Annotated in this window: 31 protein-coding genes; 8 read left to right on the top strand and 23 right to left on the bottom strand. The window is 57.3% G+C overall.

The window, feature by feature from the left end:
• Positions 1–10: 10 nt before the first annotated feature.
• From AC2FGE_RS14460 to AC2FGE_RS14425, 8 genes are read right to left on the bottom strand one after another with little or no spacing between them, the layout of a single operon-like run.
• Positions 11–910, bottom strand: coding sequence for a lysophospholipid acyltransferase family protein (locus tag AC2FGE_RS14460; protein WP_496819908.1), 900 nt, complete (start codon positions 908–910; stop codon positions 11–13).
• 39 nt (positions 911–949) lie between these two features.
• A complete protein-coding gene (locus AC2FGE_RS14455; protein WP_170531313.1) occupies positions 950–1,219 on the bottom strand; it encodes an HPr family phosphocarrier protein in 270 nt (89 codons plus the stop codon).
• Positions 1,220–1,235: 16 nt separating this feature from the next.
• Positions 1,236–1,628, bottom strand: coding sequence for a PTS sugar transporter subunit IIA (locus AC2FGE_RS14450; protein ID WP_170531314.1), 393 nt, complete (start codon positions 1,626–1,628; stop codon positions 1,236–1,238).
• On the bottom strand, positions 1,625–2,518 hold the full coding sequence (gene rapZ / locus AC2FGE_RS14445) for an RNase adapter RapZ (RefSeq protein ID WP_496819907.1): 894 nt from the start codon (positions 2,516–2,518) through the stop codon (positions 1,625–1,627). Before rapZ ends, AC2FGE_RS14450 begins: the two co-directional genes overlap by 4 nt.
• Positions 2,503–2,973 (bottom strand): HPr kinase/phosphorylase, encoded by a 471-nt coding sequence (locus AC2FGE_RS14440; RefSeq protein ID WP_496819906.1) that lies wholly within the window; start codon positions 2,971–2,973, stop codon positions 2,503–2,505. Before AC2FGE_RS14440 ends, rapZ begins: the two co-directional genes overlap by 16 nt.
• Positions 2,974–2,977: 4 nt before the next feature.
• The gene (locus tag AC2FGE_RS14435) at positions 2,978–4,696 is read right to left on the bottom strand and encodes an ATP-binding protein (RefSeq protein WP_496819905.1); all 1,719 of its coding nucleotides are present in this window, start codon (positions 4,694–4,696) and stop codon (positions 2,978–2,980) included.
• Between the two features lie 32 nt (positions 4,697–4,728).
• Positions 4,729–5,433, bottom strand: coding sequence for a response regulator transcription factor (locus AC2FGE_RS14430; protein ID WP_480549927.1), 705 nt, complete (start codon positions 5,431–5,433; stop codon positions 4,729–4,731).
• Positions 5,434–5,454: 21 nt separating this feature from the next.
• Positions 5,455–5,730, bottom strand: coding sequence for a hypothetical protein (locus tag AC2FGE_RS14425; RefSeq protein ID WP_496819904.1), 276 nt, complete (start codon positions 5,728–5,730; stop codon positions 5,455–5,457).
• A gap of 50 nt (positions 5,731–5,780) precedes the next feature.
• On the opposite strand from AC2FGE_RS14425, the gene AC2FGE_RS14420 reads away from it, so the two are divergent.
• The 3 genes from AC2FGE_RS14420 to AC2FGE_RS14410 all read left to right on the top strand — a co-directional run bounded on the left by AC2FGE_RS14420 (position 5,781) and on the right by AC2FGE_RS14410 (position 8,603).
• Complete coding sequence (locus AC2FGE_RS14420; RefSeq protein WP_480549931.1) at positions 5,781–7,379, top strand: phosphoenolpyruvate carboxykinase; 1,599 nt, start codon at positions 5,781–5,783, stop codon at positions 7,377–7,379.
• 357 nt (positions 7,380–7,736) lie between these two features.
• Complete coding sequence (locus AC2FGE_RS14415) at positions 7,737–8,027, top strand: hypothetical protein (RefSeq protein ID WP_496819903.1); 291 nt, start codon at positions 7,737–7,739, stop codon at positions 8,025–8,027.
• A 111-nt stretch (positions 8,028–8,138) separates the two neighbouring features.
• Complete coding sequence (locus AC2FGE_RS14410; protein ID WP_496819902.1) at positions 8,139–8,603, top strand: hypothetical protein; 465 nt, start codon at positions 8,139–8,141, stop codon at positions 8,601–8,603.
• A 4-nt stretch (positions 8,604–8,607) separates the two neighbouring features.
• Here the strand turns inward: AC2FGE_RS14410 and AC2FGE_RS14405 are convergent, their stop codons facing one another.
• Positions 8,608–9,372: a sulfite exporter TauE/SafE family protein gene (locus AC2FGE_RS14405; RefSeq protein ID WP_496819901.1), complete on the bottom strand. Its 765-nt coding sequence runs from the start codon at positions 9,370–9,372 to the stop codon at positions 8,608–8,610.
• Positions 9,373–9,516: 144 nt separating this feature from the next.
• Between AC2FGE_RS14405 and AC2FGE_RS14400 the strand changes: the two genes are divergently transcribed.
• Together AC2FGE_RS14400 and AC2FGE_RS14395 are read left to right on the top strand one after the other, a co-directional pair.
• On the top strand, positions 9,517–11,208 hold the full coding sequence (locus tag AC2FGE_RS14400) for an acyl-CoA dehydrogenase family protein (protein WP_496819899.1): 1,692 nt from the start codon (positions 9,517–9,519) through the stop codon (positions 11,206–11,208).
• A 197-nt stretch (positions 11,209–11,405) separates the two neighbouring features.
• Positions 11,406–11,957, top strand: coding sequence for a hypothetical protein (locus AC2FGE_RS14395; RefSeq protein ID WP_496819898.1), 552 nt, complete (start codon positions 11,406–11,408; stop codon positions 11,955–11,957).
• A gap of 2 nt (positions 11,958–11,959) precedes the next feature.
• Here AC2FGE_RS14395 and AC2FGE_RS14390 read toward each other — a convergent pair whose 3' ends face one another.
• Complete coding sequence (locus AC2FGE_RS14390) at positions 11,960–13,192, bottom strand: SGNH/GDSL hydrolase family protein (protein ID WP_496819897.1); 1,233 nt, start codon at positions 13,190–13,192, stop codon at positions 11,960–11,962.
• A gap of 219 nt (positions 13,193–13,411) precedes the next feature.
• Here AC2FGE_RS14390 and AC2FGE_RS14385 point away from each other — a divergent pair, with 219 nt between their 5' ends.
• Positions 13,412–13,804 carry an META domain-containing protein gene (locus AC2FGE_RS14385; protein ID WP_496819896.1) on the top strand — a complete coding sequence of 131 codons (393 nt, stop codon included), beginning with the start codon at positions 13,412–13,414 and terminating at the stop codon, positions 13,802–13,804.
• Here AC2FGE_RS14385 and recO read toward each other — a convergent pair.
• On the bottom strand, positions 13,788–14,513 hold the full coding sequence (gene recO, locus AC2FGE_RS14380) for a DNA repair protein RecO (protein ID WP_480549945.1): 726 nt from the start codon (positions 14,511–14,513) through the stop codon (positions 13,788–13,790). The two genes, AC2FGE_RS14385 and recO, sit on opposite strands and share 17 nt — an antisense overlap.
• Before the next feature lie 166 nt (positions 14,514–14,679).
• On the opposite strand from recO, the gene AC2FGE_RS14375 reads away from it, so the two are divergent.
• The gene (locus AC2FGE_RS14375; RefSeq protein WP_480549947.1) at positions 14,680–15,069 is read left to right on the top strand and encodes a VOC family protein; all 390 of its coding nucleotides are present in this window, start codon (positions 14,680–14,682) and stop codon (positions 15,067–15,069) included.
• Between the two features lie 49 nt (positions 15,070–15,118).
• On the opposite strand, the gene AC2FGE_RS14370 is transcribed toward AC2FGE_RS14375, so the two are convergent.
• The 12 genes from AC2FGE_RS14370 to folK all read right to left on the bottom strand — a co-directional run bounded on the left by AC2FGE_RS14370 (position 15,119) and on the right by folK (position 24,299).
• Positions 15,119–15,448 (bottom strand): DUF1491 family protein, encoded by a 330-nt coding sequence (locus tag AC2FGE_RS14370; protein ID WP_480549949.1) that lies wholly within the window; start codon positions 15,446–15,448, stop codon positions 15,119–15,121.
• Positions 15,445–16,353, bottom strand: a complete 909-nt coding sequence (gene era, locus AC2FGE_RS14365; RefSeq protein WP_496819895.1) for a GTPase Era — start codon at positions 16,351–16,353, stop codon at positions 15,445–15,447. The genes AC2FGE_RS14370 and era overlap by 4 nt, the downstream gene beginning before the upstream one ends.
• A gap of 183 nt (positions 16,354–16,536) precedes the next feature.
• Positions 16,537–16,938 (bottom strand): GNAT family N-acetyltransferase, encoded by a 402-nt coding sequence (locus AC2FGE_RS14360; protein ID WP_496819922.1) that lies wholly within the window; start codon positions 16,936–16,938, stop codon positions 16,537–16,539.
• A 138-nt stretch (positions 16,939–17,076) separates the two neighbouring features.
• Positions 17,077–17,754: a ribonuclease III gene (gene rnc / locus AC2FGE_RS14355; protein ID WP_496819894.1), complete on the bottom strand. Its 678-nt coding sequence runs from the start codon at positions 17,752–17,754 to the stop codon at positions 17,077–17,079.
• Positions 17,751–18,578, bottom strand: a complete 828-nt coding sequence (gene lepB, locus AC2FGE_RS14350; RefSeq protein ID WP_496819893.1) for a signal peptidase I — start codon at positions 18,576–18,578, stop codon at positions 17,751–17,753. Before lepB ends, rnc begins: the two co-directional genes overlap by 4 nt.
• Before the next feature lie 31 nt (positions 18,579–18,609).
• Positions 18,610–19,053: a holo-ACP synthase gene (gene acpS / locus AC2FGE_RS14345; protein WP_496819891.1), complete on the bottom strand. Its 444-nt coding sequence runs from the start codon at positions 19,051–19,053 to the stop codon at positions 18,610–18,612.
• A complete protein-coding gene (locus tag AC2FGE_RS14340) occupies positions 19,050–19,673 on the bottom strand; it encodes a LysE family translocator (RefSeq protein ID WP_496819890.1) in 624 nt (207 codons plus the stop codon). Before AC2FGE_RS14340 ends, acpS begins: the two co-directional genes overlap by 4 nt.
• Positions 19,670–20,416: a pyridoxine 5'-phosphate synthase gene (locus AC2FGE_RS14335; protein ID WP_496819889.1), complete on the bottom strand. Its 747-nt coding sequence runs from the start codon at positions 20,414–20,416 to the stop codon at positions 19,670–19,672. The genes AC2FGE_RS14340 and AC2FGE_RS14335 overlap by 4 nt, the downstream gene beginning before the upstream one ends.
• Complete coding sequence (locus tag AC2FGE_RS14330; RefSeq protein WP_496819888.1) at positions 20,409–21,107, bottom strand: DUF2062 domain-containing protein; 699 nt, start codon at positions 21,105–21,107, stop codon at positions 20,409–20,411. Before AC2FGE_RS14330 ends, AC2FGE_RS14335 begins: the two co-directional genes overlap by 8 nt.
• Positions 21,108–21,123: 16 nt before the next feature.
• On the bottom strand, positions 21,124–23,256 hold the full coding sequence (locus AC2FGE_RS14325; RefSeq protein ID WP_496819887.1) for a RelA/SpoT family protein: 2,133 nt from the start codon (positions 23,254–23,256) through the stop codon (positions 21,124–21,126).
• A 25-nt stretch (positions 23,257–23,281) separates the two neighbouring features.
• Positions 23,282–23,635, bottom strand: a complete 354-nt coding sequence (gene rpoZ, locus AC2FGE_RS14320) for a DNA-directed RNA polymerase subunit omega (RefSeq protein WP_142639234.1) — start codon at positions 23,633–23,635, stop codon at positions 23,282–23,284.
• A gap of 94 nt (positions 23,636–23,729) precedes the next feature.
• The gene (folK, locus tag AC2FGE_RS14315; protein WP_496819886.1) at positions 23,730–24,299 is read right to left on the bottom strand and encodes a 2-amino-4-hydroxy-6-hydroxymethyldihydropteridine diphosphokinase; all 570 of its coding nucleotides are present in this window, start codon (positions 24,297–24,299) and stop codon (positions 23,730–23,732) included.
• 137 nt (positions 24,300–24,436) lie between these two features.
• Between folK and AC2FGE_RS14310 the strand changes: the two genes are divergently transcribed.
• Positions 24,437–25,012 (top strand): LabA-like NYN domain-containing protein, encoded by a 576-nt coding sequence (locus AC2FGE_RS14310; RefSeq protein ID WP_353013357.1) that lies wholly within the window; start codon positions 24,437–24,439, stop codon positions 25,010–25,012.
• Positions 25,013–25,045: the final 33 nt, after the last annotated feature.

Raw genomic sequence — 25,045 nt, 5'->3', positions numbered from 1 at the left:
GAAGAGTGGATCAGGGTTTATCTAATATGCCCAAGGACATGGTGCGATCCCTGAGCCACGCCATGAACCCGCGCGGATCGCGTTCCAGAAGCTGCATATCGTCGTCAGAGATCGGTTCGCCGATGACCGGGGATTGCGGCTTGTTGCAGGAACGGACGATCTCATGCAGCAACAATCCCTGGCGCAGGATCGGCGACAGTTTATTGGCGATCTGATAGGCCCGTGAGTTCCGACCCGGGAAATAGATCGGAACAACCGTCGCACCCGAGCGGCGGATCATTTTGGCGGTAAAAACGTTCCACTCGCGCTCAATCGCCGGGCCGAACCAATCGTCAGACGACATCACGACGCCAGAGGGGAACAGCGCGACAACGCCACCATCCTTGAGGTGGTCCATCGCCTTGCTGCGCATTTCCAGCATTTTTGCCTGCGCTTCGGGGTCATGCGGAAAAGGCACCGGAATCATAAATGACGTTGCGGCCTCGTCCAGGCCCGTCAGAACCGAACGTGTCAGGATGCGGTAGTCACTGCGAACACGCCCGATCAATTCTGCAAAAATCATACCATCCACCATGCCATGCGGGTGATTGGCAACGACAACAACAGGACCGGTTTTGGGAATACGCGCGATTTGGTCTTCGGGCGTTGTAAGGGTGATACCCATGGTCTTGAGCGCTCCGCTCCAGAACCGCTGTCCACGATACATCTCGTTTTTTTTCTCGAATTTGTTGACCATCCTCAGAATGGTCAGCTTGCCGGTGCACCATTCGATGGCGCGAATGGCGGTCGCGGTCCAGGCATCGTCGAACGAGTTCGCATAGGTCAGCGTTCTGCGATCATAGATCTCGCCCTGATCCTCGGCCCTGTTTACAATCGGGCCTGTCTTGGTCTCGTGCGTTGTTTCCGCCAATTCCTGGTCTTCCCGTTCTTCCTGTCCCGGTGGGGCGACTTAGAACCCTTCTCCGAACTTGTCATTCACAAGCGCTTCCAAGGCTTCTGCCAATGCCTCAGCATCCGGCCCCGAAGTCTGAACGTCAATAGTCGTTCCGCGTGAGGCTGCCAACATCAAAAGGCCCATGATGCTGTCGCCGGATGCAGAAAGGCCATCCTTTGAGACTTCGGCATTGGCATCAAACCCCTCGACAACCTCGACCAGTTTGGCAGAGGCACGGGCGTGAAGGCCTTTTTCGTTAATGATTTTCAAGCTTCGGTTGGTCATTTCAATCTGTCCGGTCTTAGTCCAATGTCACATTTTGCGCATTGATGTATTTGCGTCCAGCCTCCATTGCCTGACGTACTGCGTCGGCCACCGGCAGGTGGCGGCTTTTGGCCAATTTGATCAGCATGGGCAGGTTCGCGCCATACAAGATTCGGCGATCCTGGGGCGCACAGGCCTTGAGGCTGAGGTTCGAGGGGCTGCCGCCGAACAAATCGGTCACGATGACAACGCCATCGCCCAGATCAACCTCATTCGCTGCGCGGCATATTTCGGCCTGTTTCTCTTCGCGGTCATGATCGGCTTCGATCGCAATCGCCGCCAAACCCGGTTGCGCGCCTACCACATGCTGCATGGCGGCCAGATATTCCTGAGCCAAACCGCCATGCGCTACGATTACAATCCCGATCAATCCGGCCTCACATTCAACGCGCGTCGTTCCATTTCGCGGTGTCTAATTGCCACCTGCTGGCCCTGTTCTGCAAGGGCCTTTGCAACCGCTTCGGCCATTGCCACCGATCTGTGTTGCCCCCCGGTGCAACCAAACGCCACCGACAGGTGCGCTTTACCCTCGGCGCGAAACGCCGGTAGCAGCAAACTTAGCAGATCGATGATCCGGTCAAAAAACGGCGCATAGTTCATATCCGACTGGACATAGTGCGCGACATCCGGGTTTCGACCATCTGCCGACCGCAATTCAGGTCGCCAATAGGGGTTTGCCAGAAACCGGCAGTCGAAGACCATATCCAATCCACGCGGCAAACCGCGTTTGTAGGAAAACGATTCAATCGAGACCGCGAGATGGCGACCGTCTTTGGGAGCGAACCAGCGCTCAACCTCTTCGCGCAGCTGGTGTACGTTTAACCCGCTGGTATCGATCAGGGTATCCGCGATCTCTCGGATAGGGGCCAACAGCTCTTTTTCGCGGCGAACGCCGGTTTCGGGGCCTGCACCCTTGGCAACCGGATGGCGCCTGCGCGTTTCTGAAAAGCGCCTCAGCAACACATCATCGCTGCAATCCAGATAGAGGACTGTCAAATCCACTTGAGGCATGCGGCCCAGCTTCTCGGCAAGTTCGATAAAACCAATGGTCGAAAAATCCCGGTTGCGCGCGTCGATACCAAGGGCCATGGGCCGGTCAGCCTCTGCCCCTTCCATTAAACGCGCCAGCAACCCCATAGGCAGGTTGTCGATTGCCTCAAAGCCCAGATCCTCGAGCACATGGATCGCGGTCGAGCGACCCGCGCCTGACGGCCCTGTCACCAGAACGGTTCGCTTTTGCGATGTCATTTCGTCGGCCATTCCGGGTCTACGCGTCCGAATCTAAGAAGTTGCAGCAAGGCTGGTGCCAAATTGGGCACAGCAGCGCCCCGAAGCAAGGGCACAGTGCCCCTAAGCAGCGGCACCGTGATCAGATCAGGCAGGCGCGCCGTCTCTTGCTGATCCAGATCCACTACGAAATGCAGTGCAACAGACGGCGTATTCTGCGCCCGCAGCAAGCCGACCCCGCGGGCTTCGATCAAACCGGCAATCTCAGGTTTGGGTGAGGCCATGATACAATCTCGTGCCATCCCAAGATCAACTCGATCATCGGCAACCAATACTGCGCCCTGTGTCATCATCTGCAGCGCCAAAGAAGATTTGCCCGCACCAGAGGCCCCGACGATCAGAAGTCCCTTGTCGGCAACGGCAACACAGCTGGCATGAACGCAGGCACTGTCCCGGTCTTCCGCATCTTTCAGGGATGGGATCTTCATTGGATCAGACAGGTAGCCCTACGACAAAGCGCGCGCCTAGCGGGTCCGAGGTGACATCCGCCTCGGTCGGGCGGATGTTTTCAGCCCAGATCACGCCGCCATGTGCCTCGACAATCTGCTTTGAGATCGCAAGACCAAGGCCGGAATTGTTGCCAAAATGCTCGGCCGGGCGCTGCGAATAGAACCGTTTGAAGACCTTTGTCAGGGCCTGTTCGGGGATCCCCGGCCCTGTATCTTCGACCACCACGAGAACACGATTATCGCGCTTGCGCACCCAGACGCGGATGGCGTCGCTTTCCTCGCAGAATGAAATCGCGTTGGTGATGAGGTTGACGAAAACCTGCGCCAGACGCGCCTCGAGCCCGTTCACCACAATCGGATCGGCAGGCAGGTCAGTGATGTAATCGATACCCTGTGCACGGGCATCCTCGCCCAGAAACTGGCCAATATTGCCCAGCAGCTTCAGCAGATCGAACGGCTGTTCTTCCTCTTTGACCAGTTCGGCATCCAGACGCGACGCGTTCGAGATATCGCTGACCAAGCGATCCAGCCGCTTTACGTCATGTTCAATCACGCCCAGCAGCTTCTCGCGCTGATCGTCGCGTTTGACCATACGCAGGGTTCCGACGGCGGATTGCAGGCTGGCCAGCGGGTTCTTGATCTCATGCGCGACATCCGCCGCGAATTGTTCATTCGCATCAATGCGATTGTACAGCGCGGTCACCATGCCCCGCAGCGCGCGGCTCAGCCGGCCAATTTCATCCGGTCGGGCGCTGAGGTCCGGAATGCGAATACGCCCCGGATTGACGCCAGTGCCCCGGTCCTTACCCATTTCGGCCGCCGAGGCGAGATCTGCCAGCGGGTTGGCAATGGTCGAGGCCAGAACAAGGCTCAGGCCAATCGAGACAAGCAGCGCAACAACAAACATCTGAAGGATGCGTTCCTGTTCACGCCGGGCCAGCGCATCGATCTCACCCGCAGGGCCGGACATTGCGACGGCGCCCGCCGGGACACCTTCATACAGGATCGGCGCGGCGGCCACGATCACCGTATCCCCGGCATCATCCTGTACTGCCTGAACCTGGGTTTGCCCCATGAGTGCTTGCGGAATGATTGACTGCACCTGTTGCGCCAGTGTTGGGGCCTCGGTGCCGGACGACCAGTTGAATATGCGCGACAATCCCGTCCAAACCGCATTCAAGGCGTCGCTAATGACAGTCCCGCCAGTCCGCATCTCGGTGTCGGGCCGCAATAGAACGGGAAGGTCCGACGCTTGCGGCGCCCCCCGCGTCCAGCCGATCAGCGTACCGCTGGCATCGTAGACAAAAACCTCGCCCCCTTCGGGCAAGCTGAGACCACCCAACGTATCCTTGACGTCAAGCTGACTGGTATCCTGCGTCGATTGCGCCACACCCTGGCGTAGCTGTGTTTCGAACACATTGCTGACCAGTTGGGCGTCACCCATCAGGTTCCGCGCCGTCTGCTGCACCTGTTCGAAGCGCGAATCATCCAGATAAAGCAGACCTGTGACCAGGATCACGAGAGCAATCAGGTTGAAGGTGATGATCTTGCGGGCCAGAGGTGACCCGCGCAGAGAAAACAGGTTCCTGCGGGAGCGCTTCTCTCGTAACTCCGCAGACTCGGGATCCTGGGGGATAACCCAGTCATCCCCAAGAACGACATCACCGTCGCGCGTTTCATTGGCTTGCTCGGTGTCGCGCACGGGACCCCATTACCCCTTGTAGATGGCCGCGCCTATTCTTCGTTGTATCTGTACCCGATACCATACAAAGTTTCGATTGCCGAAAACTCAGAATCTGCCGCGCGCATTTTCTTGCGCAGACGCTTGATATGGCTGTCGATGGTACGGTCATCCACATAGACCTGATCATCGTAAGCCACATCCATCAACTGATCCCGGCTTTTGACAAAGCCCGGACGCTGTGCAAGTGCCTGCAGCAACAGGAATTCGGTCACGGTCAACGAAACATCGGTGCCCTTCCAACTGACCGCATGGCGCAAGGGATCCATCCGTAGCTCTCCACGCTCCATAACCTTGGTGTCGCCGGTGGTCGCAACTGTTGCGTCGCCGCTGGTGGCTTCTTGCCGACGCAGCAAAGCGCGAATGCGCTCAACCAGCAGACGCTGAGAGAATGGCTTTTTGACATAGTCATCGGCCCCCATACGCAGGCCAAGAACCTCATCAATCTCGTCATCTTTCGAGGTCAGAAAGATCACCGGCATTTGCGTCTTCTGGCGCAGCCGCTGCAACAGGTCCATCCCGTCCATACGCGGCATTTTGATATCCAGAACGGCCATATCCGGCAGTTTCTTGTTGAACGCGTCCAGCGCGGCCTGTCCATCATTGTAGGTTTCAACCTCGAAACCTTCGGCTTCGAGCGTCATGGATACGGACGTCAGAATGTTTCTATCGTCATCCACCAGTGCAATCTTTGACATCGGGCTTACCCCTATTCCTGCTCACATACGCAATAATACGCTTTTTTGTAAGGTATTGTTGGCGTTTTTGCTGATCCGAATCAATCCGTAACCGTGAATCGTGCCATTGTTGCGGCAGCTATGCGGCAAAAATGCCTTGCTGCCCGCAAAATGCTGCCCAGTTTTCCGACAGGAAATTTTTGGTGGCGCTAAACCTGGTCTTGGTTGCGCTAACTGCGCCAAACCGTCCTGTTCACGCCCCAAAGGACCATGATAAGACCCGCCCATCGGCCGGTTTTCCCCGGCAAACTGCCCCAATGGCGCACCCGACCCAACAAGTCGCAGCGCCGCCACAGGAGAAGACACGCATGACATCTGGACGGGTTAACCCGCAATTCCGCCTCGAAGATCAGGGGATCGAGGGCCTGGGCAATGTCTATTATAATTTCATGGAACCAGCGCTGATCGAAGAGGCGCTGAAGCGTGGCGAAGGCACGCTGGGCAATGGCGGTGCCTTTCTGGTCACCACCGGCAAGTTCACTGGCCGCTCCCCCAAGGACAAGCACGTTGTCAAAACCGACAGCGTTGCCGACAGCATCTGGTGGGAAAACAACGCCGCGATGAGCCCAGAGGGGTTCGATGCGCTTTATAAAGATATGCTCGAGCATATGAAAGGCCGCGACTATTTCGTGCAGGACCTCGTGGGCGGAGCTGATCCCACCTATTCAATCAATGTGCGCATGGTCACCGAATTGGCCTGGCATAACCTGTTCATCCGCCACCTGCTGCGCCGTCCGGATCGAGAGGACCTGGACGAGTTCATCGCGGATTTCACCGTCATCAACTGCCCCAGCTTTCAGGCCGACCCGGCAAAGCACAACTGCCGCAGCGAGACGGTCATTGCGTTGAACTTCGACCGCAAGCTGATCCTGATCGGCGGCACCGAGTACGCGGGTGAGAATAAAAAGTCCGTCTTCACCCTGCTGAATTACATGCTGCCCGAAAAAGGCGTTATGCCGATGCACTGCTCGGCCAACCACGCAGTGGGCAACCCTGTCGACACCGCCGTCTTCTTCGGCCTGTCCGGCACCGGCAAGACAACGCTGTCCGCCGACCCTGCGCGCGTTCTGATCGGTGACGACGAACATGGCTGGTCGGATCGTGGTACCTTCAACTTCGAAGGTGGCTGTTATGCCAAGACGATCAACCTGAACGCCGAGGCCGAGCCCGAGATCTACGCGACGACCAGCAAGTTCGGCACGGTCATCGAAAACATGATCTTCGACCCCGAAACCAAGGAACTGGATTTCGACGACGACTCGCTGACCGCGAACATGCGCTGTGCCTACCCGCTCGAGTATATCTCGAACGCCTCCAGCAGCGCTTTGGGTGGGCATCCGAAGAACATCATTATGCTGACCTGCGATGCGTTTGGCGTTCTGCCTCCGATCGCACGATTGACACCGGCGCAGGCGATGTATCACTTCCTGTCTGGCTTCACCTCGAAGGTTGCCGGGACCGAGCGTGGCGTGACCGAGCCGCAGCCGACCTTCTCGACCTGCTTTGGCGCACCCTTCATGCCGCGCCGCCCCGAGGCCTATGGCAATCTGCTGCGCGACAAGATCGCCCAGCACGGTGCAACTTGCTGGCTGGTCAACACCGGTTGGACTGGCGGCGCCTACGGTGTGGGCAGCCGGATGCCGATCAAGGCGACCCGTGCACTACTGACTGCAGCCCTCGAAGGTTCTTTGGCAGATGCCGAGTTCCGCAAGGATGCCAATTTCGGCTTTGACGTGCCCGTCTCAGTCCCTGGCGTTCCCGAAGTTCTACTGGACCCGCGCCGTACATGGGACGATCAGGCAGCCTTTGACAAACAAGCCGAGAAATTGGTGCAGATGTTTGCCGAGAATTTCGAGCAATACATCCCCTTCATAGACGACGACATCAAATCCGTCGCAATCGGCTAAACAGACAGGGGCGCTTGCGCCCCTTCTTTTCTGCGTCGTCAATATAGTGCTTTGGCCTTCAACAGTTACGCCACGACACCATTCTCAACAATTTTATTGTTTTGACGCTCAGATTGAGATAGGCACATTGCCCATTACCAACACCTCCGATGCAACCGCGTCGGATTCAAAACAGAAAGCACCACAGGGTTTCTCGCGCCTGCATACTCACCTCTGCAGATCAGGCCACCCAACCAAAAGAGTAAACCACTTACACGGGGATACGTGCCAGCGCGCGACGTGTTGAACACCCAAATTCAACCCGTTTCGCAACACCAGGACTGGACGGTGTCAGGCACGAAGCAAGACAGGTAAAATATGACAGAAATTTCGAAACTGACCGAACTGCGCAAGTTGATGCAGAGCATGGAGCGTACACTGGGGCTGGAAAAACTATCGCCGGTCGAACGCGACATCTACTACGCGGCCGAGGAACTATCGAAAGCAGATCAAGAGGTTCGGACGTTCGGCTTGATCGAACACACACTGGTCCAAAGCGTTTCGCGTCCGACTTTTTTTCGTGCGCTGAAATCGTTGGTTGAAAAAGGCTATTTATCACAAAGCGGCAACGCCAACCGCGGGCGGTATGTCGTTCATGCGCCCAGATAAGCTGCGCCTCCTGCGCGTCATCGGTTGATCCCGGTGCGCAGGTGGACCACCGAAACATTCTTTGCCTCGTTGGCGTATGTGGTCGCATCACTCCTCACCTTTGAGGTTTTGATGCCGTTGCAGAACATGTTCTTCCCAGAATATCCCAGCCGGGCAAGCCTGTTGTTTCTTCCGCACGGAGTGCGCGTGCTATCCGCTTGGCTGTTGGGTTGGCGGGCGATCTTTGCCTTGTTGCCGGGGGTCATTGTGGTTTTTGCAATACTGGGGGGGGCGGATCTGTTCCTGCCCAGCCGCCTGATGGCCATTGCCATTGCGGTCACAACTGTACCGACGGTGTTCTACCTTCTGAAATGGGTGGGTTGGGATTTGTTCCCAAGGGCTGACCGAAAACCCTGCTGGATTTGTGTTATGGCCGTTGGGGTGATCACCTCATTTCTGGTCTCTGGCCTGACCAACATGGCCTTTGGCAGCGCAACAGTTGAATATATTGCCTTTTTGATCGGCGATATCTCGGGCCTGTTTTTCCTGATGCTGGGATTGTATTTCGCATTCCGTTTTGCGGACAAACGGACCTGACCCGCTAGCCGAACAAACCGCGCCTCACAAGGTTCAGCCCGGCGAACAAAAGCACCAACAGCGTGATCTTTCTAAATCTGGTTTGATCAATGCGATCCTGCAATCGCATGCCCAGCCATAGCCCTGCAAGGGCTGGAAGGACCAACACCGCCGAAAACGGTGCTGTGTCCCGGTTCAGAATGCCCGATCCGATATGCGCCGCGACCAAGGCAACCGCGCCCAAGCCATAGATTACTCCCTGAACCCTCAACTGTTCCTGCTTTGGTGTGTTCAAGGCCGTCAGATAGGCCACCGTCGGCGGCCCCCAGACCCCGGACATCCCACCGACGAAACCTGCAAAAGCGCCTATCGCGGCCTCAACGCGGGCAGAGGCGGATGCCAGTGTGAACGTAACTCCAAAGACCTGGATCAACGCGAAAGCTGTCACAGGAAGACCGATCAGCAGCAAAAACGTGGCTGTCGGCACAAACGCCACCAACTGGGCGCCGATCAGTAGGAACACCAAACCGACGCCCAAAAAAACGCGGAATCGCCGGATCGAGTCATAGGCGGCTCGAACCCCTTCGCGCAGCGCTTGCACACCGTTGGTCACCAGCGTGGGCAAGATCAACCCGGCAACTGCAATTTCGGGCGGCAAGATGATGCTAAGGCCCGAGACCAATACCATAGGCATTGCAAACCCGACCATGCCTTTGACCCATCCTGCCAGACACGCAATTGTCGCAGCCAAGACAAGATCAAAAGGGGAGAGCGTGGAAAACAACGTCATGGCTTCTAGATATCACCGCAGAAAATCTCTGCACTGCAAAAATGAAGGCGTAACTTTCGAACTTTTTCGTAACGTAATTGGTATTTTTGTTGCGCTGCACGTGCAGCATGATATGACCAGACGACTCAAGACAGGACGCGATTCATGGCCCATGACGGACAGGATGTAACCCAGATGAACACCAGCACGACTTTGCCAGACCTTCTGAGCCTGACCAGCAAAGCTGTACCCGCTGTTGAGGCAGTCTTTAAAAAAGCACGCGTTTCAGTGCGGGGCATGGTGACATCCGATGGGCGCGTCTCCGGTGCGTTGATCGAAGCCAACCAAACCGCCGCCCATGGGCTGGCATGGCTGGCCACCTATCATCAGTCACTGCAACAGATGCAGCGTTGGGCCGAAGCACTGGAGGCCGCAGGTAAGTTCGGCGAGATCGAACAGCTTTTGCATCAAATCGCCTTTGGTGAATACTTGCATCAGGTGGCCGGTGGTATCCCCATGAACCAGAGCGAGGTTGTGCGCCTTCAGGATCTCGGCCTTGGTTGGGACGCGTTGTCCGGGTTCCAATGCACCGAAGTGCAGACGCTCATGTCGCAGGCCAACACACAAGCCGCGCGTACACGTTTGGTCGAGCTGATGGAGGCACAGGCCGGTGCCGCCATGTTCGGGGCATCAGGCCTGGATGAAGAGCTTGAGATGATCCGCGATCAGTTCCGCCGTTACGCGGTCGAAAAGGTCGAACCCAACGCCCATGACTGGCACCTGAAAGACGAACTGATCCCAATCGAGATCATTGAAGAACTGGCCGAAATGGGCGTGTTCGGCCTGACCATCCCCGAAGAATTCGGCGGCTTTGGTCTGTCCAAAGCCTCGATGTGCGTGGTTTCGGAAGAGTTGTCGCGCGGCTATATCGGCGTCGGCTCGCTGGGTACGCGGTCTGAAATTGCGGCTGAGCTGATCCTGGCTGGCGGCACGGACGAACAAAAAGCCAATTGGCTGCCCAAGCTGGCCAGCGCTGAGATTCTGCCGACCGCGGTGTTTACAGAACCCAATACCGGATCGGACCTTGGCAGCCTGCGCACCAGGGCAGTCAAAGATGAAAACGGCGACTACCAGATCACCGGTAACAAAACCTGGATCACCCATGCGGCCCGCACCCATGTCATGACCCTGCTGGCCCGTACCAACCCGGACAGCACCGACCACCGTGGCTTGTCGATGTTCCTGGCCGAAAAGACCCCGGGCACCGATGAAAACCCATTCCCTACCCCCGGCATGACCGGTGGCGAGATCGAAGTTCTGGGTTATCGCGGAATGAAGGAATACGAGCTGGGTTTTGACGGATTCCTTGTGAAAGGTGAAAACCTGCTGGGCGGCGAAGAGGGCAAAGGCTTCAAACAACTGATGGAGACTTTCGAGTCCGCCCGCATCCAAACCGCCGCACGCGCGATTGGCGTGGCGCAATGCGCGCTGGATATCGCCTTGCAATACGCACAGGATCGCAAACAGTTCGGTAAATCGCTGATCAACTTCCCTCGCGTCTCGGGCAAACTGGCGATGATGGCGGTCGAGATCATGATCGCGCGTCAGCTGACTTATTTCTCGGCCTGGGAAAAGGACCACGGCCATCGCTGCGATCTTGAGGCCGGTATGGCCAAATTGCTGGGGGCCCGCGTTGCTTGGGCGGCGGCCGATAACGGGCTGCAAATTCATGGTGGCAACGGCTTTGCGCTGGAATACAAGATCAGCCGCGTTCTGTGTGACGCACGCATTCTGAATATCTTCGAAGGGGCTGCCGAAATTCAGGCACAGGTCATCGCACGACGTCTGCTCGGATGATCGAACAAGGCAGCCTTGTTTCCCCAACTGACCCGGTCTTAGCGCCGGGTCTTTTCTTGCGCCAGTTGTTGTAACCAACGCAGTCCAATTCCCTGATCCCGTCGTGTTGGCAAACCTGCGGCCAAACTTCCCCTATGAAATCCGTTGGTACCCGCTTATTGGCACAAGACGAAACTGTACAATTGCTGGCACCTGACATGACACGAATACTGGTTCTCTGGGCTATGTTGACAGCCCTGATCCTAAGCGGCTGCGCGGTGCCGCAGCCAACCGTCAATCAGGACGATATCGACGCGTTGGCAAAAACCATTCAATCCCTCGGGCCAGAGGTTGATCCGGTCGAGGCACAAACCGCCGCATCGATCTCGTACACCTATTCTCAGCAACTTGCCCGAGAATGGAATATAACCGACCCGGCGATCATACATAACGCCAAGGTCGCCAATGGCTTTCGGGAATACGGGCTGTGCAATGACTGGGCACAGGCCATGACCCGACGATTGCGGCGGGAAGGGTTTCGAACGCTCGAACTGCACTGGGCCACATCACCACCGACACCCTTCCGGATCATTCACCATTCCGCCCTTATCAGTGCCAAAGGCGATTCGATGTATGACGGCATAATCCTTGATCCGTGGCGCAATAGCGGGGCCTTGTTCTGGGGGCCTGTTCGGGAAGATACCCGGTACAACTGGCGCCCAAGGATGGAGGTGCGCACGCAATTGCTAAACGGTGAGCTTGCGTTTTGAGGTCAGGATCCTGTCTGGCATTTTGAGATCGTGTCGACCACCACGGGCAACATCCGGGCCGCCACCAATTTCGACCCTTCCGCCGTCAGGTGCGTATAGTCGACATACAGGCTTTTGTCTTTGTGCTCTGGACCTGCAATCTCAGCGATTTCGGTATAGGGAATATCGGCCTGATCAAACAGCGCCGGAAACTCAGCGCGCGCGCGCGTCATCACCTGCTCTCGTCCGGGCACATACCAGTCGCGCGTGATCTGAGCGATTTCCTGATCTGCCGCGCTGAGGTTTTCGACGTCCTCAAAGACGACCTCGGGCTGCAGGAAGACATGGTAGCAGAACCCATGATAGGCACCAAAAGTCTCGATCAGCTTGTAATTGCGCAAAAATCCACGACGCGCGGTCTCGGCTAGCTCGGCTGAGAAATCGCGCTCCAACGCGGTCACGTCGCCGGTCAGATTGTAGTTGGGGGCTTCATAGCGCTGATACAGCCCCTGTGTGAATTTCGACGCCAGCTTGAACGTATAGGAATACTTGGCCGGGGCCCGCAGGAATGCATAGGCCGCAAAGAACGGCTCGCGGTCGTTTAGAGCATCCACCATCCGGGCTGAGGAATAGCCATAGCTCTGGATCGGATTTGTAACGCCTACATTGTAGAAATCATTGTGGCCGTCCAGAAAAACAATCAGGTCGGGCTCGTACTCATAGAGCGTCTCGTAGATATACAGCACATGCTGAAAGCTATGATAGGCGGCAACACCGGCGTTGATCACCTCGATCTTCACACCGGGCATGTCATCCTTCAGCTGCTCGCGGAGTGTTTGTTCAAGAAAGTAGGACACCGTTTCACTATTGGTGAGCGTCGGATGATCTGGATACACGCGCCCTTGCGATCCGATGGCATAGGCGGTGGAGCCTCCCATCAGAAAGATGCGATAGGTGCTATTTGGCTTAGGCAGATCGACAACGGAGTCATACCTGAACCCCTGATCCGAATGAATGCGCTGCCCGCCCGTATCGAATTGACGTTGGTAGTCGGGGTTAAGTTCATGCCCTCGGATCGAGGAGTAAAGATGACGCTCGGCCTTGCCACCGAGCGCATTGTCAAACAGGTGGACAACCGCGACGTAAGACAGCAATTCAACCAGCAGGAACAAAAACACCAGATAAACCAGGACGATCACGACTTTGACGATGGGCCGCGTTCGCTTTTTGGTTTCGGTGTCGCTGACCTGTGACATGAAACAAACTCTACTTTTGGAACGACCAGTTCAAAGGGCATCGCCCTTCAGCATAAGGTGTAATGCTGACTAAGTCCCGGGTTTAGCTTGGCTCCACTATGTCGATTTGTGACCTTGGGTCAACTATGGCCTGAATACGACCAGAAGCCTTCAACTTCCTTGACGATGCCGGATCGACACGCCTAAAGGCAAAGCGTTCCAAGGTTGTAGGAAACTGATATGATCCGCCTTGCCTTTGCGTTACCGTTCATCGGGCTCTTGCAATGTGACCGGGATGAAACCGTGTCTGCCTATGGTGCGGCAGACCAGACATGGAAGTTGCAGGAGATTGATGGCCAATTATTTGAGGCCAGCGCGCTGCTAAGGTTTCCCGCAGACGGGCAGATTGACGGAAATGCCCCCTGCAACAGCTATCAAGCGACAATCAGCGCGCCATATCCCTGGTTCGAGATTGAAAATCTCAGCGCGACGCGAGCGGCCTGCGCATCGCTCGAACTTGAAGGCACTTATTTTGCCGCGTTGATGGCGATGACTCAATCCGAGGTGTCGGGGAACGTGCTGATCCTGCGCAACGATGCCGGGCACGAGATGGTGTTCAAAGCCGTCGAGTAAGTTGATCTACAAACCGCGCCCGTGCCTGAGGCAATGGCGTATGACCCAACGCAGGGGCGACGCGGTTTTCCAAAAAATAGCCCGTGGTCTTTAAGCCGGTTGCAACCTCAACATCCGGCGCATCGCCTTCGCCGCGCAGGCAAAGTGGCAATGGCAGCAACCGATCTGCCCAATCACCTGCGCCCTCTGTGCTGACCGCCCGCCCCGTTTTGGGTGAGACAAAGGCCAACCCCTCCGTCGCGCCGGTGACGGCGCAGGCTGACAGGTCCAGACCAAAGCCCAGCTCCTCAAGCAGCGCCAACTCCCACTGCAGATAGGCCAAAGGCCAAATGTCATCCTGTCCCAACAGGTCCATCAATTGTTCGGTCTGCTTGTAGATCGCCGGATACGGCTCTCGCTCTGGCAGACAGAAGGACAGCAGCGATACAACCGCGTTCAAACCTGACAAGGCCAACCGCCCCGAAAACGCCGCCGCTGCACGGGACCGCAGGGGTTCAACCTGAAACGTGCCGATATGCTCCTCCAACCGCGCGCGCCACAGCACATCCAGCTGCGCGCCCGGCTGGAGGATCGGCGCAATCTTCCGGCTGGTCCCACCGCGCACAACCCCGGCATGGCGACCGTGGGCTTCAGTGAAAACCTCGACAATCGCAGATGTTTCGCCGTGTCGGCGAGAAGTCAGAAGTATGCCGTGATCGCGCCAGTCCAAGGCTGTATCCGTTCGGTAGTCTTGTCTATTCGCAGAAAATCTCATGCCCGCTGAACACACAAGGCAGAAACTGGCCTAGGGGATTTACGAGGTCGAACAATCGAGTTGCGCGCTATCAACGCACTGGCTAATGTTCGCACAATGTTCTTAGAAAGGAATTCAATCCATGTCTCTTAACTACGTAATGATCGGCTCAAACGACGTTGCCAAAGCCCGCAAATTTTACGACACAACAATGGCCGGAATTGGTGGCAAAGTCGTAGCTGAATACATGCCATACGCTGTCTGCTACCAACTGCGCGACGGCGGACGAATATGGGTTTCGCTGCCACATGATCAAAAGACTGCAACACCGGGCAACGGCAACATGGTTGGCCTGATGTGCGAAAGCAAAGATGAGGTGTGCAAAGTCCATGCAATCGCGATGGCCAATGGCGGCACCAACGAAGGCGACCCGGGACCGCGCCCGCAGTATGGCCCTGACTTTTTTGGCGCATATGCCCGCGATCTGGACGGCAACAAGATGAGCTTTGTCTATTTTGCAGACTCAGACTGAATGCGTTTATGTTCAGGCGCAGGACTGGATACCGAACTCGCTTAAGTTCTTACTCCAACCCCTCTTCCCCTAACAGATGCCGCCCTTGCCTATCCTCGACCTCAATCACCCAAAGATCGGGGTCGAAGCTGCGTTGTTTGGTGAGGGTGGCGTCCACATCGCCCTCGGGCCCTGAGGATAGCTCAATCCATTTCCGCTCACCGCTCATAAGGTCAAAGCTGCGTTGATAGGCGATGGCCTGCCCGTCGAGCGTGTTCATCTTGACCAGCACCGCGCCTGCAGTGTTGTCCCCATGGGCCACAACAAAAGCGGGGATATCCTGTAGCCGCAGCCGCGCCATATAGGCATGCACCCAAAATTCGGCCGTCAAGCGGGTCATGCGTTACCGTCTTTGAAGTCCAGCCCCATTTCCGAATAGCGCTCGGATTCCTCCAGCCAGTTGGGCCGGACCTTCACTTGCAGGAACAGGTGGATCTTGCGGTCCAGGAACTCTTCCAGCTCGGCCCGAGCGGCCTGACTGACGGCCTTGATCGTCTCGCCCTTCTTGCCCAGAACGATGCCCTTGTGACCGTCGCGCATGACATAGATGACCTGATCGATTCTGGCCGAGCCGTCCTTGCGTTCTTCCCAGGTCTCGGTCTCGACCGTCAGTTGGTAGGGCAGTTCCTGATGCAAGCGCAGGGTCAGCTTTTCGCGCGTCATTTCCGCCGCGATCATGCGCAGGGGCAGATCGGCGATCTGATCTTCGGGGTAAAGCCACGGGCCTTCGGGCAGTTCCGAGGCCAGCCATTTGCGGAGGTCTTCGACACCGTGGCCTTTCTCGGCCGAGATCATGAAGGTTTCGGCAAACGGGTAACGCGCATTCAGGTCGCTGGTGAGCGCCAGCAGCTTCTCGGAGGGCACCTTGTCGATCTTGTTGAAGGCAAGCGCGATGGTGCGGCCCTGTCCGATCTCTTCCAAACCTTCAAGGATGCGTTCGACCCCTTCGGTGATGCCGCGATGGGCCTCAACCATCAGGACAACCACATCCGCATCCGCAGCCCCGCCCCAAGCGGCGGCGACCATAGCGCGGTCCAGGCGGCGGCGGGGTTTGAACAGGCCGGGCGTATCGACAAAAACCAGTTGCGCGTCGCCCTCCATCGCCACGCCACGGATGCGGGCGCGGGTGGTCTGCACCTTATGCGTCACGATCGAGACCTTGGCCCCGACCATGCGGTTCAAAAGGGTGGATTTGCCTGCGTTTGGCTCTCCGATCAGGGCGATAAATCCGGCGCGTGTGGTCATGGGTGCTGCGATCCTGTTTGCAAGTGCGCACCCCTATAGCAGAATGGCGCGGCGGGCCAGAGGGATTTCTCGCATTGCGGGTGGGCGGCGTAGTTCTGGAGCGTTCGAGGAGTCGGATGTTTCAATGTCATTTGATTAAGCATTGGAAAACCCGGCCAAGCGGGTTTGTCCGGCAGGTTGATCTTAATCTTGCCCTTGTATGCTCAAGGCCAGCACATGGTTTGGGTAGGTTTGATCCCCGATACGGAAATCCGTGATACCAACCTGCCGGAACCCTTTGGACAGGTAGAAATCAATTGCGGGTTTATTCTCGGAATTGGTTGTCAGCCAGATCCCATTCCGGCCTCGATCCCGAGCATATTCGATCGCAACATCCAACAATGCGGAACCTATGCCTTTGCAGTGATGGCGGGGCTGGACGTAAAACGTCAGGACCTCAAGATCGGAAAGCCCGTCAACAGGTGCAACGCGTTGCTCTGCCAGCCGAATATAACCGTCAATCCCGTCGCTGTTTTCCGAGACCATCAGCAAACCGCCGCCCTTTTCAAGCGGAGCCTCGAACCGGGCAGCAGTGAATTCGGACAGGACAAACTCGGCGAAAACTGCGTTTAGCCCTGCCGCAGGTAAGTACTGATCCAGACTTCAATCGACAATGCCGCAAGGCTGGCAGCGTCCGCTTTCTGTGCAGGTCTGATCTTCATGTCCCGAATTCGACGAAACAGCTCAACTCAACTGACCCAACAGAGATTTCGCAGCAGCCTGCTCGGCCTGGCGTTTGGAGCCTGCGGTCGCCTGCGCCTCAGTACCATCTTGCAGACGGGCGGCGATGGTAAAGATGGGGGCGTGGTCGGGGCCGGTGCGTTTGACCTCGACATAAGCCGGGGGTTTCTGACCGCGGGCTTGCGCCCATTCCTGCAGCGCGGTTTTTGCGTCGCGGGCGTCGGCTTCGACCTTGTGAATGCGGTCGCCCCACAGAGCTATGATGACGTCCCACGCCGCCTCAAAACCGGCATCACGATAAATGGCAGCGATGACCGCCTCCATCGCATCGCCCAACAGTGCCTGTTTGCGGCGCCCCCCCGACAGCATCTCGGACCGGCCCAGTTTCAAGACGGCTCCCAGATCAATCTGGCGAGCGACATCAGCACAGGCCTCTTTGCGAACCAACGCGTTGAAGCGCGGTGCCAACTGGCCTTCGGTGGCTTTCTTGTCCGCCTCTAGCAAGGCAGTCGCCATAACCAGGCCCAGTACGCGGTCCCCCAGAAACTCCAACCGCTGGTTATCGGGTCTCGTGGCCGAAGACACTGATCCATGGGTCAACGCGCGCACCAGCAGTTCGGGATTGGTGAATTCGTATCCCAAACGCTGCTGGAATGCTCTTATCTCGGAGGAAAGCTTCAATTCACCGCCTTAAAGAACCGATCCCCGCGCCAGGTCCAGAAGAACAACATGGACCGCCCGGCGGACGAGAACATGATCCGGTCGGCACGGCCGATCAGGTTTTCGTATGGCACAAAGCCAACACCACCGGCAGATTGCGGCAAGCGGCTATCGGCCGAGTTGTCGCGGTTGTCCCCCATAAAGAAATAGTGACCTTCGGGCACGGTATAGATGCCGGTATTGTCTGACCCCTGATTGCCAATGTTCAGCACATCATAGGACACGCCATTGGGCAAAGTTTCGATCAGGCGCGATTTTTCGCAGGTGCCGCCATTTCCAACCGGCCCGTTTTCACAGCGCGGGCGCAGACGTTGCGGGCCCTGTGGTTCAGCGATTTCGGTGAACACGCCGTCTTGCTGCTGCGGCACCGGCGTGCCGTTCAGGATGATCTGGCCTTCGCGCACCTGAATGCGATCACCCGGCAATCCGATCAGACGTTTGATATAGTCCCGCCCCGTGACCGGGTGGCGGAACACGATGACATCACCGCGCTCGGGCTCTCCGCCCCAGATACGCGTGTTGTCGTCGCCGGGCAGCCAGCCACAGATATCTTCGGCATCGATGTTGACGAAGGTCAAGCTGGGACAGGAGGCATAGGAGTAGCCATAGGCCATCTTGTTCACGAACAGGAAATCCCCGATCAGCAGGGTCTGCTTCATCGAGCCGGAGGGAATCCAGAACGGCTGAAAGAACAGGGTGCGGAAAACGCCCGCGATCAAAAGGGCATAGACGATGGTTTTGATCGTCTCCCACACGGGGTTACCTGTTTTGGCGTCTTCGGCCATGCTGCTCTCCGGTCATTACGTCGTTGGGATGCTACATGCGGGGCGACTGGGGCCAAGTCAAGGCCGCAGCCGTGTCTGCAAGCGGTCTGGCCTCGATCACCACAAAAGCCTGCGCCCAGGGGTGATCATCCGTCAGAGTGACATGGATGATCGCCTCATGCCCCTCGGGCGTCATTTCCTTGAGCCGTTCGGCCGCCCAGCCGGTGACATGCATGATCGGCTGGCCGGTTTTCAGGTTGGTAACAGCCATATCTTTCCAAGAGATGCCCATGCGCAGACCAGTGCCCAAGGCCTTGGAACAGGCCTCTTTCGCGGCCCAACGTTTGGCATAGGTGCCAGCGGTGTCAGCACGGCGTTCGGCCTTGCGCTGTTCGGTCTCGGTGAAGACCCGGTTGCGAAACCGGTCGCCAAAGCGATCCAGCGTGCCTTGGATGCGGTCGATGTTTGCGAGATCTGTGCCGATGCCGAGGATCATTGCAACCGCACCGTCAGAATCTTGTAGCTCGCCACTCCAAAGAACCCGGCAAATGCCAGATCAAACCAGCGGCGGGCCCGGCGGTAACCTTGGACCATACGGCTTGTGGAAAAGAGAAAGGCATATCCGATAAAAATTAGTAGTGATCCGGCATAGAGAAGCGCGAAAAACCCTAGCAGCATCAGCAAGCTGGCGTCGCTCGGCGCGACGATGGCGAAGATAGAACCCCAGCTGAGGATTGCCTTGGGATTGGTCAGGTGGATCGCAGCGCCCTTGGCAAATATTGTCGACAAAGAACCTGTGACAGGTTGGCCCAAAGCGACCTCATCCGCGGCCATTGCCCGGCGCAGGGCTTTAAAGGCGAGCCAGCCCAGATAGGCCACGCCGACATACCGGATAATTTCGAAAACCCAGACATTGGCCAGCATGATCGCCGACAGCCCCAGCGCCGCTGCGATCCCCCAGGCTGCAGAACCTACACAAATGCCCAGCGCGAAGGCCAAACCGGCGCGGCGGCCTTCATTCATCGCGGTTCCTGCGATGCCCATGGTTGCAGGCCCCGGAGAGCCCCCGGCCATGATCCAGGCAAACCAGATCGCAATGAAGCCGGACGTAATCACGCGCGCGCCTCGTCCATCAGGCGGCGCATCTGCTGGATGGCAGGCGTGAGGCCCAGGAAAATCGACTCGCCAATCAGGAAGTGACCGATATTCAGTTCTTTCACCTCGGGAAAGGCAGCAACCGGTTGAACGGTGTCGTAGGTGAGCCCGTGGCCTGCGTGCACCTCAAGCCCCAACGAATGCGCGAAACCCGACATTTCGCGCAGCGCCTCAAGCTCGCGCGCAGCATCTTCCAGCCGGCCTTCGGCATGGGCATCGCAATAGGCGCCGGTGTGCAGTTCGATAACCTCAGCCCCGATGCGATGCGCGGCTTCAATCTGGCGTTGATCTGCGGCAATGAAGATCGACACCCGACATCCCACATCACGCAACGGCGCAATAAAATGCGCCAGTTTGTTTTCTTCACGCGCCACTTCAAGCCCGCCTTCAGTGGTGCGTTCCTCGCGTTTTTCGGGCACGATACAAACAGCATGCGGCTTATGGCGCAGGGCGATTTTCTGCATCTCGTCCGTTGCGGCCATTTCAAAGTTCAGTGGGACCGAAAGAACCTCCATCAGCCCGTCAATATCTGCGTCCGAGATATGGCGACGGTCTTCGCGCAAATGGGCGGTGATGCCATCGGCCCCAGCCTCTTCGGCCAGCTTGGCAGCACGCAGAGGATCCGGATAGGCCCCGCCACGTGCATTACGTACGGTGGCGACATGGTCGATGTTTACACCCAGGCGCAATTGGTTGTCAGACATCGTTCGATTCCTTTTTCAATGTTTGGCCCGAGCCTAGGGTCTTTGAGGTCAGGGCGTCAGCCGATTCTTCTGCCCGCCGTTTGATTTCTTCGAATTTCGCTTTGATCTTGTCGCGGCGGCGTTGCTGATACGTCCGGATCAGCGGCAGGCTGAGGTAGTAACAAATGGCCCCGGCCAAAAGGCCGGGCAGAATGCCCCCAACGAGGTAAGGATAAAACACCTCATGGTAAAACACGCCAAGCCCATGCCAGTCGGCAACCCGATCGGTGAAAATCGATAGAAAGTTGTTTTTGAGATCGCCCAGCGCGCTGGCGAACTTTCGCATCAGGCCGTGTTCGACACCTTCATCGAATTCAGTGCCCAGAATGAAATGACCCGCTTGCAGGCAGATCACCCCGATAGGGACATAAGTCAGCGGATTCCCAAAGAACGTCCCGCTGAGCGCCGCAAGGATATTGCCATTGATCAGCCGTGCACAAAGCGCAGCAACAACAAAGTGCATCCCGTAAAACGGCGTGAAGGCCGCAAAAACCCCGGCGCCGATGCCACGCGCGATTCGATCAGGCGAATCCGGAAGCCGCCGCACACGATGCTTGACGTAGTGAAAGGCGCGGGTCCAGCCACCGCGCGGATAGACGAACTCCGATGCGATCTGGATGGGCGAGCGTCGATCTCGGCGCTTGAAAACCACTCCTGATCACCCCTACTCAGCCAGCCGCAACAACTGGTTTTGCCTGTTCCCTGTGCCGTTCTACGGCGGCGACATGGCTTTCAGCCTCAAGCATCAGCATGAGTGAATGCAACTGTTCCAGGTCACGCAACTCAACATTGATCAGCAACCGGTAAAAATCTGGTTTCCGATCAACAAACTCCAGGTTCGAGATATTGGCCTTTTTCTCGCCAATCAATGTGCAAATGCGCCCCAGTACCCCGGCATCATTGCCGATGGTCAAATCAAGCGTCGCGCCATAGGCGGCGGGGTGGGTGCCGGAATGCCAATGCAGATCGACCCAGCGCTCTGGCTCGCTTTCGAAATCCGACAATCGATTGCAATCGATTGCGTGCACCTCAACGCCTTTACCGCGATAGGTGATGCCAACAATGCGCTCACCCGGCAGCGGCTGACAACAAGGTGCACGGTCGAATTTCTGCCCCGGCTCCAGGCCAATCACCGCGCGGCGCATCGGGATCGCATCGCCCTCATCCTTGGTCAGTTCGGGATAAACGGCCTCGACCACGTCATGGGCGGTCAGTTCCGCACTGCCCAATCTCGCCAACAGTTCATCCCGATCCTTCAGGCGCAAGTGCCGTGCCGCAGTGTCCAACGCCTTGTCGGTCGCTTTGCGACCTACATGTTCAAAACCCGAGCGTGCCAGCTCTTTACCCAACCGAATAAAGCGCTCGCGATCAACCTCGCGCAGCGCACGCCGGATCGCGGTGCGCGCCTTGCCTGTTACCGCGATCTCAAGCCATGTGACCTGCGGCGTCTGTCCATCTGCGGTGATGATATCCACCGACTGCCCGTTCTTGAGCCGGGTCCATAGCGGCACGCGAATACCATCTACCTTTGCTCCGACGCAGGCGTGGCCAATGCGTGTGTGGATGGCATAGGCGAAATCAATCGGTGTCGCCCCGCGCGGTAGTTTCACCACATCGCCCTTGGGCGTGAAACAGAAGACCTGGTCGGAGTACATTTCCAGCTTAACGGCTTCGAGGAAATCTTCGTGGTCTTCTTCGTTGTCGAACTGTTCAGTCAGGTTCGAAATCCATTTGGCCGGGTCCACGGCAAATGGGTTTTCCGTGCGCACACCATCCCGATACGACCAATGCGCTGCAACCCCGGTTTCGGCCACATCGTGCATCTGACGGGTGCGGATCTGCACTTCGACCCGCTTACCATCGCGGCCCGACACGGTGGTGTGGATCGAACGATAGCCGTTCGATTTCGGCTGACTGATATAGTCCTTAAACCGCCCCGGGACCGCACGCCAACGCTGATGGATGGCTCCAAGCGTGCGATAGCAGTCTTCCTCGGTCATCGTGATGATGCGGAACCCGTAGATGTCGGACAGGCGCGAGAAACCCTGGTCTTTCTCCTGCATCTTGCGCCAGATCGAATAGGGTTTCTTGGCGCGGCCAAAGACCTCGGCTTCGATCTCTGCCTTTTCCAACTCATGCCGCATATCACCGGTGATCCGGTGGATGACATCGCCGGTTTCGCGTTGCAGGGTGATAAAGCGGCGAATGATCGATTGGCGGCCTTCGGGATTGAGGACACGGAAGGCAAGGTCTTCCAACTCCTCGCGCATCCACTGCATCCCCATCCGGCCTGCAAGTGGCGCGTAGATATCCATCGTCTCGCGCGCCTTGATCACCTGCTTTTCGGGGCGCATCGCCTTGATCGTGCGCATGTTGTGCAGACGGTCGGCGAGTTTGACCAAGATGACCCGCAGGTCCTTGGACATCGCCATGAACAGCTTGCGGAAATTCTCAGCCTGTTTGGTTTCGCGGCTGGAAAGCTGCAGGTTGGTCAGCTTGGTGACACCATCGACCAGCTTGGCGACCTCATCCCCGAACAGCTCGGCCACTTTACCATAGCTCGCCTTGGTGTCTTCGATCGTGTCGTGCAGCAAGGCAGTAATGATCGTCGCATCATCCAGACGCTGTTCGGTCAGAATGGCGGCAACGGCAACGGGATGGGTAAAATAGGGCTCGCCAGAATGGCGGAACTGCCCCTCATGCATCTGCTGGCCAAACTCATAGGCCCGTTCGATGCGTTCGGCATTTGTCTTGGGATTGTAATTGCGGACCAGCGCAATCAGGTCTTCTGCTGAAATCATCCGGTCCGCACCTTTACCGCTGGGGTTACCCCTGGCCTTGCGCCTCCATCAGAGCACGCAGGAGCTTTTCTTCGGACATGTCATCATCGGCGGGCTTGTCCGTTTCGGCGCCCATCAGCAATGCCATCTGATCTTCTTCGGGCTCATCAACCTCGATCTGGGTCTGGTTGGCTTCGATCAGACGCTCACGCAGTTCATCCGCGCTCTGGGTTTCGTCGGCGATCTCGCGCAGCGACACGACAGGGTTCTTGTCGTTGTCACGGTCAACTGTGATCGGACCGCCGGCAGAAATTTCGCGCGCCCGGTGGGCCGCCAGCATCACCAGTTCGAACCGGTTCGGAACCTTGTCTACGCAGTCTTCAACCGTCACGCGGGCCATTGGGCGCTCTCCGTTACTGAGTCCATGTCAGGAAGAGGTTTATCTAAGGCCGATTGTACGTCTTGACAAGCAAGAAATGCGGCCCCTGCACCAATCACAGTGGCGTGACCTCAGCCACGTCTGTAGCAGGTAAGGTAGCCAGCATCTGCTTCACCGTCTTGTTCAGCACCGGATGCCGCCAGTCCGGCGCAATATCGGCCATGGGAACCAACACAAACGCCCGGTCCTGAAGACGCGGATGCGGCAGGATCAGTTCGTCCGGGGCCGCCTGCGCCTGCAGTTCCGGATCAAGATCGCGCCAATGATCGAAAGTGGCACGGTCGGGCAATACGTGATCCTCATAGCAGATCAGATCCAGATCGAGGGTTCGCATACTCCAGCGTTGCGCGCGTTCGCGACCGAATTCATGTTCGACGGCATGCAAATCCTGCAACAACTCCTCAGGTGCCTTCGCCGTTTCAATCAGTGCGGCCGCATTCACATAGTCCGGCCCGGCACCTGCGGGAAAACAAGGGGTGGAAAAAAACCGGCTGACGTCGCGAATCACCAAGCCCTTCCCCGAAAGCGCAGAAAGCGCCTGCCGTAAGGTCAAGTGCGGCTCAGTTGGTCCCAAACTGAGATTTGCCCCCAAGGCAACGATGGTTTTTGGCACAGAATCACTCATATAGGGCCGTATATTCGGTCAACTGCATACTTGCGATGCCCAACAAAAGCCCTAATTATAGGGGCACCAAAGCGCGACATTTTTACACCCACTCACACTTCACTCACCGCGCTGTATTATACCGGAAGGGACTATTTATGTTTTATAAAGACGAACGGCTAGCGCTGTTCATCGACGGCTCCAATCTTTATGCGGCCGCCAAAGCGCTTGGGTTTGACATCGACTACAAGTTGCTACGCCAGGAATTTATGCGCAGAGGCAAACTGCTTCGGGCTTTCTACTACACAGCGCTTTTGGAAAATGACGAGTATTCTCCGATCCGACCGCTGGTGGACTGGCTACACTATAACGGCTTCACCATGGTGACCAAACCGGCCAAGGAATACACTGACAGCATGGGGCGTCGGAAGGTCAAAGGAAACATGGATATCGAACTCACCGTCGATGCCATGGAACTGGCCCCCCGCGTTGACCATATCGTGTTGTTCTCGGGCGACGGAGATTTCCGTCCGTTGATCGCCAGCCTGCAGCGACAGGGCGTGCGCGTTTCGGTCGTCTCGACCATCCGTAGCCAGCCGCCGATGATCTCTGACGAACTGCGCCGTCAGGCCGATAACTTCATCGAACTGGAAGACCTCCGCGATGTGATCGGGCGGCCCCCGCGCGAAATGCCCGTTGAACCGCGCAGCGTCGCAGTCGCTAGCGGAACCTGATCGAAATTTGGCCAATAAAGGCCAGGAAGGTCG

The sequence above is a fragment of the Ruegeria sp. YTSA075 genome (assembly GCF_059610245.1).
The sequence above is the reverse complement of the archived record's forward strand: the minus strand, read 5'-3'. Positions and strand labels throughout refer to the sequence as shown.